The sequence below is a fragment of the Mesorhizobium sp. M7A.F.Ca.US.006.04.2.1 genome (assembly GCF_004022915.1).
GTDB lineage: Bacteria > Pseudomonadota > Alphaproteobacteria > Rhizobiales > Rhizobiaceae > Mesorhizobium > Mesorhizobium ciceri.
The window spans coordinates 1-9,947 of sequence record NZ_RZQA01000134.1; the positions used below are offsets into that span (position 1 = coordinate 1).

A 9,947-nucleotide genomic window follows, 5' to 3' on the forward strand; every position below is an offset into this window, starting at 1 on the left:
AACTACCCCCGCTTCAACGCCTTCCCCTGCTTGAAAAATTCCCTCCACGGATCGGCTTTCGCCAGCTGCTTCAGCGTCGTCTTGTCGCCGATCGGGAAAGCGTTCGGCGGCAAGCCGGCCTCGATCTCTGGCCAGGTCACCGGCATCGACACGGTGGCGCCCTTCTTGGCGCGCGAGGAATAGGGCGCGACCGTCGTCGAGCCCTTGCCGTTGCGCAGATAGTCGACGAAGATCTTTCCCGTGCGCGCTTTTTTCGACAGCGTCGCCGTGTAGCGATCGGGGGCACCCTGCTCCAACGCGCGGGCAAAGTCATGGGCGAAGCCCTTCACCGCGTCCCATTCGGCAGACGGCTTCAGCGGCACCAGCACGTGATAGCCCTTGCCGCCCGAGGTCTTGACGAAATTCGGCAGCGACAGCTCGTCGAGCTTGCCTCTGATATCGAGCGCCGCCTCGCGCACCGCCTTCACGTCGACGCCTTCATCCGGGTCGAGATCGAAGATGATCTGGTCGGGCTTTTCGATCTCATCGATCGTGCACCCCCAGATGTGGATCTCGACCACGCCATACTGGACCAGTGCGGCAACACCATCGAAATCCCGGATGAACAGGATCTCCTCGCCGTCGGTCGGGTCCTTCATGCGCGCGATCTTATCGCTCATGCCAGCCGAGGCATGTTTCTGGAAGAAACGCTGGCCGCCGACACCGTCCGGCGCCCGCACCAGGCTGAGCGGCCGGTTGACCACGAACTGTTCCATGCGCGGCCAAACCTGTGCGTAATGATCGAGCAGGCCCTGCTTGGATATGTTTTCGTCCGGCCACAGCAGCTTGTCGGGATGCGAGAGTTTGACCGTGGTCGTGATCGACCCGGCGGCTTTGCCGCCTGATGCCGGCTTGGCCGTGCTCTTGCCTGTCGATGGCTTGCCTGTCGCCGCTTTGGGCTTTTCCTGCACGACTTCCTCCGCCGGCTTGTCCTCGCGCAACCCCTGGAACGAGGCGTGGCGTATTATACGGTCCGAGGTCCAGCTGCGAAACTCCACTTCGCCGACAAGTTCAGGCTTGACCCAGACCAGGCCCTTGCCCTTCGGCACGGCGGTGGAGAAGGGCGATGATTTTGCCGTCAACGCATCGAGTTTTGCCTTCAGCTCATTGGCGCCCTTGCCCGAAAAACCAGTGCCGACGCGGCCGGCATAATGCAGCTTGCCGCCCTCGTGGAAGCCGACCAGGATCGAGCGCAGGCCGCGCCCGGTCTTGTCCGACGGCAGGTAGCCGCCAATGACGAACTCCTGCCGCGCCGTGCATTTCGACTTCACCCAGGTTGGGCCGCGGCCGCTGCGATACGGTGCATCGGCACGCTTGGAGACGACGCCTTCCAGGCCCATCCGGCAGGCATGCTCCAGCATGATCTTGCCGGGTTCGGCGAAATGGTCGCTGAAGCGGACCGCCGCATTGTCGGGCTGTTCGCCGAGCAGTTCCTGCAAGGCCTGCTTGCGCTCGACCAGCGGCTCGCGCCGCAAATCCCTTCCATCGAGGCGCATCAGGTCGAACACGTAATAGATGAAGCGATTGGTCCGCTTCGCCGACAGGTCTTGCTGCAGCAGCGCGAAGGACGAAACACCACTGTCGGCCAACACCACCACCTCGCCATCGAGGATGGCGTCGCTGCACTTCAGCCCGGCCAACTCCGCGACGATCTCGCCGCCGAATTTCTTCGTCCAGTCGAGGCCGGTGCGGGTCAGCAGCCGCACATCGGTGCCGGCGATCTGCGCCTGCATGCGATAGCCGTCGAACTTCACCTCATGCAGCCAGTCCTTGCCCGGCGGCGCATCGCGCTCGAGCGTGGCCAGCTGCGGCTCGATAAAGTCGAGGCGTTTGCCGGCTTTTGTCTTGACGGCGGCCGGCTTGTTGGAATGCCAGACTTTCGGCTTCTCGCCCTTCGCGGTCTTGCCCTCGCCGACCTCCTCGATGGTCAGGCCCGATTTCACCGATTCAGGCGCTTCCTTGAGGATGTCCTCGCCGGGACGCGCTGCGGCATCGTCCGACTTGATCAGCAGCCAGTTGTCGCGCTTTTCACCCGCACGCGGCTTCAGCCGCACCAGATGCCATGCCCCATGCAGCTTGTGTCCCCTGAGCTCGAAGCTGATATGGCCCTTTTTCATCGCCTTGGCCGGGTCGATCTCGGGAATCCAGGTGCCCTCGTCCCAAACGATAACCGAACCGCCGCCATATTCGCCCTTGGGAATGGTGCCTTCGAACGGCGCATAGTCGATCGGGTGATCCTCGACATGGACAGCCAGTCGCTTCTCATGCGGGTCGAGGCTCGGGCCGCGCGTCACCGCCCAGCTCCACAGCACGCCGTCATGCTCGAGCCGCAAGTCGTAATGCAACCGCGTCGCGGCATGCTTGTGGATGACGAAGATGCCGCCCGCGCCGCCCTGCTTGGTCCGGGCGACCTTGCCGGCCGGTTCGGCGGTTTTCTTGAAATCGCGCTTGGAATGATATTGTTCGAGGCTGGCCATTCGTTGGGGTTCCTCACGCCGATTTGCGTTTGGGCGCGCTGGCTTTCGACTTGGCGCGTTTGGCCGCTGGCCTGGCCTTCGCCGACGAAGATGTTTTCGATGACCCGGAGTCCGACAGGCTCTTCTTCAGCGCGTCGAACAGATTGACGACATTGGAAGGTTTGGGCGCGGCCTTAGCCTTCGGCGCCTTGTGGCCGGCCTTCTTGGCGCGGATCAGCTCCAGCAGCGCGTCCTCGTATTTGTCGTCGAATTTCGAGGGATCGAACTTCGTCTTCTTCTTGTCGATGATCAACTCGGCCAGATCGGTCATCTCCTGATCGGTCTTCACGGGCTCGATGTCGCCGAAGACGGTGTCCGGTTGCCGCACCGTGTTGTCGTAGCGCAGCGTCGTCAGCACCATGCCCTTGCCGAGCGGTTCGATCACCACCGGCCGTTCGCGTCGGTAGAGCACGATACGCGCCAGCCCGGCCATCTTCTTGCCCGCCATCGCATCGCGAATGACGGCGAACGCCTCTTCCGACACCTTGTCGGCCGGCGCCACATAGTAGGGCGTGTCGAGATAGATCTGCTGGATCGAAGCTTTGTCGACGAAGCCGTCGAGCGCCATCGTGTGCGAGGATTCGATCTGCACCGCCTCGATCTCGTCTTCCTCGATATGGATGAAATTGCCATCGTCGAGTTCATAACCCTTGATCTCGTCCTCCTCCTCCAACGGCTTGCCGGTTTCGGCATCGACATAGAGGCGCTTCACCGTGTTGCCGGTCTTGCGGTTGAGAATGCGAAACGAGACCCGCTCCGTATGGGTGACGACATTGGTCAGTTCGACGGCACAGGTGACCAGCGAAAGCTTCAGATAGCCTCTCCAGGCCGGACGCGGCGCCATGATATCTTCCCTTCAGAACCAGATGAAGGTGAGAACGGACAGATCGCGCTCCAGTTCCGCGCTCCCGCGCCGATCTGGATGCCAAGGGGCCGCCTGGTTGGTTCTGGCCGCCAGCACGGAAATTTCGCGGGCTCGGCAAAAGTTGAAACAGAACCGCGCGCAGGCGACATTCAAACGAAACATATGTGATGCAAAAGTCACATTGGCCGGAATGCCAACCAACTGCACGGAAAGACCCCGAATCAGCCGCATTCCAGCCACGAAGCAAGGCATTTTCGACCAGATATTAACATCACGTTCACCGACTATTCACGCCTCGACGCTATGATGACCGCAATTCGGAAGGGACATCCGAAAATCGGGACAGGGACAAGGTAATGAACTTCCTCGCGCACCTCATCGGCTATGCCGCCGCCATCCGCGAATTCGTCGCGCCGACCTACCGGCCCGAACGCTATTACATGCGCGGCCCCGGCCCGGCCTGCGCCCGTCGCGGCAACTCGCTGGGCGCGCACTGATCATGGCTTTCGAAAATCGCCACAACAGCCGGATCTGCAGGCCGGCCGCCTCTACCCGCGCCACCACCTATCGCGCCGAGCGTCCCGCTCTCGCCGACAGGCGCCGTGCGACATCGCCACGGCTTTGATACCATCGCTGGCCGGCTTAGTGTCATAGGACACGAGCAGCCGAGGCCAGCGTGACGGACCATCCTCAACCAGTTCGACCCCAGTCAACTCGTCCCTTCGAAACAGTTCTCGACTCACGCCATCCATTGATCGTTTTCGATGGCGTCTGCGTGCTCTGCTCCGGTTTCGTGCGCATGGTGGTCAGGCTCGACCGCCAAGGCCGTTTCCGCTTCGCCACCGCGCAGTCGCCCTTCGGTGAAGCGCTGTTCCGGAAGCATGGACTGCGCACCGACTCTTACGAAACCAATCTCGTCCTGATCGACGGCGTCGCCTTCACGCGGCTGGACAGTTTTGTCGCCGTCATGGCGGAACTCGGCTGGCCTTGGCGGGCGGCCAAAGCACTGTTGCTGTTGCCGCGCCCGCTGCGTGGTTGGCTCTACGATCGCATCGCCAGGAACCGCTACGCCCTGTTCGGCAGGAAGGACGCTTGCGACATTCCTTCTCCGGAGCTGCGCGAGCGGTTCCTTGGCTGAGGGTGGCTATGCGCTACCGCGGCTGGCTCGTGCCATCCGGCCGGCACGGCTCGAGCACGATCGGTCCGCCTGCCGTCCTCCCCAATTCCCGGCAGCCCTGAACCGTGCACAGTGTCCAGCCGTCGCTGGTTGCACCTGAAGCGGCGAGCACGACGCGCCGCTGCGGGCCGACATCAGGCGCATAGCTCCACCAACCCTCCTTCAGCACAGCGCCTTCCGGTGGCTCCATGCCGGCGCCCGAGCCCTCGATCCGGGCTTCGACCACCTGCAGGCCGGAGGACGTGACCTTCCAGTCTTCTTGCCAGCGCGTCCGTTCCACCGAATGCGTCCAGGACAGCGTGAAGGCGGCGACGGAGAGCGTTACCGTCTTGCCCGCGGCCAGGAGGCATAGGCTCATGTTCTGACTGAAGCCTGCCGCGCGCGAAAACAGTGCCAGCCGATCCAGGCCAGCGCCAGCACCCAGCCGGCCTCGTCGGTGAGCGGCACCGCGGCGACCAGCAGCACGCCGGCCGCGAAGGCGACGAGCCGCTCCCACCACGCCATGCGGGTGACCAGAAAACCGACGGCGGCGGCACCCCACAGCACGATGCCCATGCACGCCTTGGCGACGATGTAGCCGACCTCGACGGGATAGCCGAACTGGGCGGCGATCGGACCTGCGTCCTGCAGCATCAGCGCCGGCGTGTAGACCGCCATGAACGGCACGACGAAGCCGGCAATGGCCAGCTTGGTCGCCTGGATGCCGATTTTCAGGCCGCTTTCCCTGGCCATCGGTGCGGCGGCGAACGCCGCCAGCGCCACCGGGGGCGTCAAATCGGCCATGATGCCGAAATAGAACACGAACATGTGGCTGACCAGCAGCGGCACGCCAAGCTCGAGCAGCGCCGGCCCGGCCAGCGACGAGGTGATGATGTAGTTGGGAATGGTGGGAATGCCCATGCCCAGCACCAGGCAGGTGACCATGGTCAGCACCAGCGACAGGAACAAATTGTCCTCGCCGATCGAGATGATCCAGCCGATGAAGGTCGAAGCGATGCCGGTCAGCGTCAGCGTGCCGATGACGATGCCGACAATGGCGCAGGCAATGCCGACCGGCAGCGCGTTCTTGGCGCCTTCGGCGAGCGAGTCGACACAGATTTGCAACGTCTCGCGGCCGCCCTTGAACGTGAAGCAGGCGACGACCAGTGCGGCGATCACCAGGCCGAGGAGGTTGACGCCGAACTTCATGAACGAAGCGGCGGCAAGCCCGAGCGCGATCCAGAAGACGATGCGGAAGGCCAGCGGCCCGATCGCTGCCGCCAACGGCGTGCCGAGGATGAGCACGATGGTCAGCGCCAGGCCCATCGTGCCGGCGAAGATCGGCGTATAGCCGGCAAACAGCAGGTAGATGAGCGCGGCCAGCGGCAGCACCAGCGGCCAGTGTTGCCGCACCGCGTCCCACGGATTGGGCAGCTCGGCCTTGGCCATGCCGTGCAGGCCCGCCTTGCCGGCTTCCAGATGCACCTGCCAGAAGCAGGCGCCGAAATAGAGCAGCGCCGGGATGATCGCCGCCTTGACCACTTCGGCATAAGGCACGTTCAGCGTCTCGGCCATGATGAAGGCGACCGCACCCATTACCGGCGGCATGATCTGGCCGCCCATCGAGGAGGTCGCCTCGACGGCGCCGGCAAAAGCCGAGCGGAAGCCGAAGCGCTTCATCAGCGGGATGGTGAACTGGCCGCTGGCCACCACATTGGCGACGCCCGAGCCGGAAATGGTGCCCATCAGCGCCGAGGACAGGACGCAGACCTGCGCCGGGCCGCCGCGCCACGAGCCGACCAGGCCAAGCGCGAAATCGTTGAACAGCGCGATCATGCCGGCGCGTTCTAGAAAGGCGGCAAAGACGACGAAGATGAAGATGTAGGCGGCCGAGACATAGATCGGCGTGCCGTAGATGCCTTCGGTGCCGTAGGCGAAGGTGTCGACGAGCTGGGCGAAATCATAGCCGCGATGGATGAGCGGCGGCGGCAAATGGTTGCCGAAAAAGCAGTAGGCGAGAAAGATGAAAGCGATGACCGCCAGCGGCAGCCCCATCAGCCGCCGCGCTGCCTCGAAGACCAGCACCACCAGCACCGCGCCGAAGATGAGGTCCGGCGTGGTCAGGAAGCCGGAGCGGCGGATCAGATCGGTGTAGAACACCCAATTGTAGAGGCCGGTGCCGAAGCCGAGCGCCCCGAGCGTCCAGAACGCGGCTTTCGCCGGCATGCTCTTGGCGCGTAGATTGGCGATCAGGCCAAAGCCGAGCAGCAGCAGGAAGCCGACATGCATGGCCCGCACCACTTGGCTCGGAATGCTGCCATAGGCGGCGACATAGATCTGGAACACGGAAAAGGCGACGGCGATGAGAAAGGCGGCCTTGCCCGCAAGGCCGTCGCCGAAGCCCGGCGGCAGCCCTTCGACCTGTTCTTCGACGGCAGGCAGATGGAAGGTGGCGGATTTGCCGTCGGTTGACGTTCCAGACGTTGCTTCGGTCATCCGACGGACCCGCCCTACTTCAACAAGCCCTTCTCCTTGTAGTACCGCTCGGCACCGGGGTGCAGCGGCACCGGCATGCCGTCGAGCGCCTTGGCCGGGTCGATCGCCTTGGCGGCGGCATGTGCCGCAGCCAGTTGGTCGAGATGGTCGAACATCAGCTTGGTCATCTGGTAGGCGGTCTCGTCGGAGACATCGGCGCGGGTGATGAGGAAATTGCCGACGGCGGCGGTGGCGACATCCTCGCTCTGGCCTTCATAAGTGCCCTTGGGAATGACCACCGACAGATAGGGCGCGCCGATCTTGGCGACGTCCTCGGCCGGCACCGCCACGACATTGATCGGCACGGAGGTGGCGAGGTCGCGGATCGAGGCGACGCCGAGCCCGGCCGATTGCAGCGTGGCGTCGAGCTGCCGGTTCTTGATCAGCTCGACCGATTCGGCGAAGGGCAGATACTCGACCCGGCCGAGATCCTCATACTTCAACCCGGCGGCGGCGAAGATGGCGCGGGCATTGAGCTCGGTGCCGGAGGCCGGCGCGCCGACCGACAGGCTCTTGCCCTTGAGGTCGGCCAGCGTCTTGATGCCGGACTCCCGGCTGGCGACGATCTGGATGTAGTTGGGATAGATGGCTGCGATGCCGCGCAACTTATCGAGCTTGCCGGGGAAACCGGCCTCGGCATTGCCTTCGGCGGCCAGCTTGACGGAATCGCCCAGCGCAAACGCGATCTCGCCCTTGCCCTGCTGCAACAGATTGAGGTTTTCGACCGAAGCCTTTGTTGCCTGCACCTGGGTGCGGGCGCCTTCGATGCCCTTGCCGTAGATTTCCGACAGTGCCACGCCGAGCGGATAATAGACGCCAGATGTGCCGCCGGTGAGCACATTGATGAATTCCTGCGCCTTGGCGGAAACAGCGCCTAGGCCAAGCGACAGCGCCACGGCGCCGGCCGCAACAAGTTTCGTCCTGAAATGGAACATCTGATTTCCTCCCTGAAATAGCAGCCGCATCACCTCCCTGACGCGAACAGAAGCGAGTTTAGACAGCGAGATGGAAATGCCAACCCGCAATCCCATGCGTTAGACGAATGGTTGAGTGCGGATGCACAGATGGCCGCTTGCGTGAAATGTCTTCGGAGCCGAAAGATTTTTCCAATGCCTGTCGAAATCGGCCAGGGCCGCGCGACATACGTCCGGCTCGCAAACGAAGCAGCCTTCGAAACAACGGGAGAAGACCATGCGATACATGCTTTTGATCTACGTCAATGAAGCCGCGATGGCGGCCGCGCCGACCGATAAGACCTACGAGATCAGCGCTGCCTATGGCGCGTATACCGATGCGTTGAAGAAATCCGGCGCCTGGCTGGCCGGCGACCGGCTGAAGCCGACCCAGGCCGCCACTTCGGTGCGGATGGTCAATGGCAAGACCAACGTGCTCGATGGCCCCTATGCCGACACCAAGGAGCAGCTTGCGGGCTTCTACATGATCGAGGCCGAGGATGCCGATGCCGCTATCGCCTGGGCGGCGCGCTGCCCCGCGGCCAGCGCCGGCACGGTCGAGCTGCGGCCGATCTGGGAACAGACCATGTGATGGAAAGTGGCCTGGAGATCGCGCGGGCGGCAGCGGAAACCGCCGCCCGGCAAAGCTACGGCAAGCTTGTCGCCTGGCTCGCGGCCCGCACGCGCGACGTGGCCGCAGCCGAGGACGCGCTGGCCGATGCCTTTGCCGCCGCCCTCGAACGCTGGCCAAGAACCGGCGTACCCAAGAAACCGGAAGCCTGGCTGCTGGCGGTGGCAAGGCGGCGCCGCGTCGATGCGGTGCGGCGCCGGCTGACCAGCGAGGCCGGCCGCGAGCATCTCAAGCTGATTGCCGAGGAAGCGGAGGCGCGCATGACCGACGAAGACCTGCCCGACGAGCGGCTGCGGCTGATGTTCGCCTGCGCCCATCCGGCGATCGAATCGAGCGTGCGTTCGCCGCTCATCCTGCAGACGGTGCTGGGGTTCGACGCCGCGACGATCGCTTCCGCCTTCCTGGTCTCGCCGGCAACGATGGGCCAGCGCCTGGTGCGAGCCAAGTCCCGCATCCGTGAAACCGGTATTCCGTTCCGCGTGCCGGAGCAGGCCGAACTCGGCGAACGGCTGGATGCGGTGCTGGAAGCGATCTACGCCGCCTTCGCCGAAGGCTGGTCCGACCCGGCGGGCACCGAGACGCGAGGGCGCAATCTGGCGACCGAAGGCATTTGGCTCGGCCGGCTGGTGGCTTCGCTGTTGCCGGAGGAGCCGGAGGCGCTGGGCCTCCTGTCGCTGATGCTGTTTGCTGAGTCGCGCCGCGCCGCACGGCGCAGCGCCGCCGGCGACTTCGTGCCGCTGGCGGAACAGGATTGCCTTCTATGGGACCGCGCCCTGATCGATGAGGCGGAGGCGCTGCTTTCCAACGCCGCGGCCAAGGGCATCATCGGCCGCTACCAGCTTGAGGCGGCCGTGCAGTCCGCGCATGCGGCACGACGGCTGACCGGCCGCACCGACTGGGCGGCGATCCGCGAGCTCTACGATGCGTTGCTTTCGATCGCAGGATCGCCGGTGGTGGCGATAAACCGCGCGGTGGCGATCGCCGAGGCCGAGGGCGCAGTGGCGGGATTGGCGGCCCTCTACGTGCTGGGCGACGACAAACGGCTTGATGACTATCAGCCCTATTGGGCCGCACGCGCCGGTCTCCTGGCCAGGCTTGGTCAGGTACCGCAAGCCTGCGAAGCCTATGACCGGGCGATCGGCCTCGAGCGCGACCCGGCGGTGCGCCGCTTCCTGCAGGAAAAGCGGGCAGTGCTCAGAAATTGAGCTTCAGCCCGGCCACATCTCGTGCGAGGTGTTGAGCGTCTTCATCA

At 64.2% G+C, this 9,947-nt stretch carries 10 protein-coding genes; 4 read left to right on the forward strand and 6 right to left on the reverse strand.

Annotation, left to right across the window (positions count from 1 at the left end; all coding sequences use genetic code 11):
- Positions 1-2: 2 nt before the first annotated feature.
- Genes ligD through EN925_RS10000 form a run of 3 tightly spaced genes read right to left on the reverse strand, consistent with a single transcriptional unit; the run spans position 3 to position 3,651 of the window.
- A complete protein-coding gene (gene ligD, locus EN925_RS09990) occupies positions 3-2,516 on the reverse strand; it encodes a DNA ligase D (protein ID WP_127368648.1) in 2,514 nt (837 codons plus the stop codon).
- A gap of 13 nt (positions 2,517-2,529) precedes the next feature.
- Positions 2,530-3,399: a Ku protein gene (locus tag EN925_RS09995; RefSeq protein ID WP_013528646.1), complete on the reverse strand. Its 870-nt coding sequence runs from the start codon at positions 3,397-3,399 to the stop codon at positions 2,530-2,532.
- A 12-nt stretch (positions 3,400-3,411) separates the two neighbouring features.
- Positions 3,412-3,651 (reverse strand): hypothetical protein, encoded by a 240-nt coding sequence (locus tag EN925_RS10000; RefSeq protein ID WP_024502193.1) that lies wholly within the window; start codon positions 3,649-3,651, stop codon positions 3,412-3,414.
- 125 nt (positions 3,652-3,776) lie between these two features.
- On the opposite strand from EN925_RS10000, the gene EN925_RS10005 reads away from it, so the two are divergent.
- Positions 3,777-3,917, forward strand: coding sequence for a hypothetical protein (locus EN925_RS10005; RefSeq protein WP_013528645.1), 141 nt, complete (start codon positions 3,777-3,779; stop codon positions 3,915-3,917).
- Between the two features lie 254 nt (positions 3,918-4,171).
- A complete protein-coding gene (locus EN925_RS10010; protein ID WP_275953346.1) occupies positions 4,172-4,558 on the forward strand; it encodes a DCC1-like thiol-disulfide oxidoreductase family protein in 387 nt (128 codons plus the stop codon).
- Between the two features lie 13 nt (positions 4,559-4,571).
- Here EN925_RS10010 and EN925_RS10015 read toward each other — a convergent pair whose 3' ends face one another.
- Genes EN925_RS10015 through EN925_RS10025 form a run of 3 tightly spaced genes read right to left on the reverse strand, consistent with a single transcriptional unit; the run spans position 4,572 to position 8,046 of the window.
- Positions 4,572-4,955 carry a DUF1850 domain-containing protein gene (locus EN925_RS10015; protein WP_063173466.1) on the reverse strand — a complete coding sequence of 128 codons (384 nt, stop codon included), beginning with the start codon at positions 4,953-4,955 and terminating at the stop codon, positions 4,572-4,574.
- The gene (locus EN925_RS10020) at positions 4,952-7,072 is read right to left on the reverse strand and encodes a TRAP transporter permease (protein WP_127368649.1); all 2,121 of its coding nucleotides are present in this window, start codon (positions 7,070-7,072) and stop codon (positions 4,952-4,954) included. Before EN925_RS10020 ends, EN925_RS10015 begins: the two co-directional genes overlap by 4 nt.
- Positions 7,073-7,086: 14 nt before the next feature.
- Positions 7,087-8,046 (reverse strand): TAXI family TRAP transporter solute-binding subunit, encoded by a 960-nt coding sequence (locus EN925_RS10025; RefSeq protein ID WP_024502189.1) that lies wholly within the window; start codon positions 8,044-8,046, stop codon positions 7,087-7,089.
- A 256-nt stretch (positions 8,047-8,302) separates the two neighbouring features.
- Here EN925_RS10025 and EN925_RS10030 point away from each other — a divergent pair, with 256 nt between their 5' ends.
- Together EN925_RS10030 and EN925_RS10035 are read left to right on the forward strand one after the other, a co-directional pair.
- Positions 8,303-8,656 carry a YciI family protein gene (locus EN925_RS10030; protein WP_013528640.1) on the forward strand — a complete coding sequence of 118 codons (354 nt, stop codon included), beginning with the start codon at positions 8,303-8,305 and terminating at the stop codon, positions 8,654-8,656.
- Complete coding sequence (locus EN925_RS10035) at positions 8,656-9,900, forward strand: RNA polymerase sigma factor (RefSeq protein WP_127365457.1); 1,245 nt, start codon at positions 8,656-8,658, stop codon at positions 9,898-9,900. The genes EN925_RS10030 and EN925_RS10035 overlap by 1 nt, the downstream gene beginning before the upstream one ends.
- Positions 9,901-9,947 lie beyond the last annotated feature (47 nt).

Excerpts from the sequence above, each read along its gene's own strand:
- ligD (WP_127368648.1), bottom strand. The coding sequence starts at position 2,516 with ATGGCCAGCCTCGAACAATATCATTCCAAGCGCGATTTCAAGAAAACC.
- EN925_RS09995 (WP_013528646.1), bottom strand. The coding sequence starts at position 3,399 with ATGGCGCCGCGTCCGGCCTGGAGAGGCTATCTGAAGCTTTCGCTGGTC.
- EN925_RS10000 (WP_024502193.1), bottom strand. The coding sequence starts at position 3,651 with ATGCGGCTGATTCGGGGTCTTTCCGTGCAGTTGGTTGGCATTCCGGCC.
- EN925_RS10005 (WP_013528645.1), top strand. The coding sequence starts at position 3,777 with ATGAACTTCCTCGCGCACCTCATCGGCTATGCCGCCGCCATCCGCGAA.
- EN925_RS10015 (WP_063173466.1), bottom strand. The coding sequence starts at position 4,955 with ATGAGCCTATGCCTCCTGGCCGCGGGCAAGACGGTAACGCTCTCCGTC.
- EN925_RS10020 (WP_127368649.1), bottom strand. The coding sequence starts at position 7,072 with ATGACCGAAGCAACGTCTGGAACGTCAACCGACGGCAAATCCGCCACC.
- EN925_RS10025 (WP_024502189.1), bottom strand. The coding sequence starts at position 8,046 with ATGTTCCATTTCAGGACGAAACTTGTTGCGGCCGGCGCCGTGGCGCTG.
- EN925_RS10030 (WP_013528640.1), top strand. The coding sequence starts at position 8,303 with ATGCGATACATGCTTTTGATCTACGTCAATGAAGCCGCGATGGCGGCC.
- EN925_RS10035 (WP_127365457.1), top strand. The coding sequence starts at position 8,656 with ATGGAAAGTGGCCTGGAGATCGCGCGGGCGGCAGCGGAAACCGCCGCC.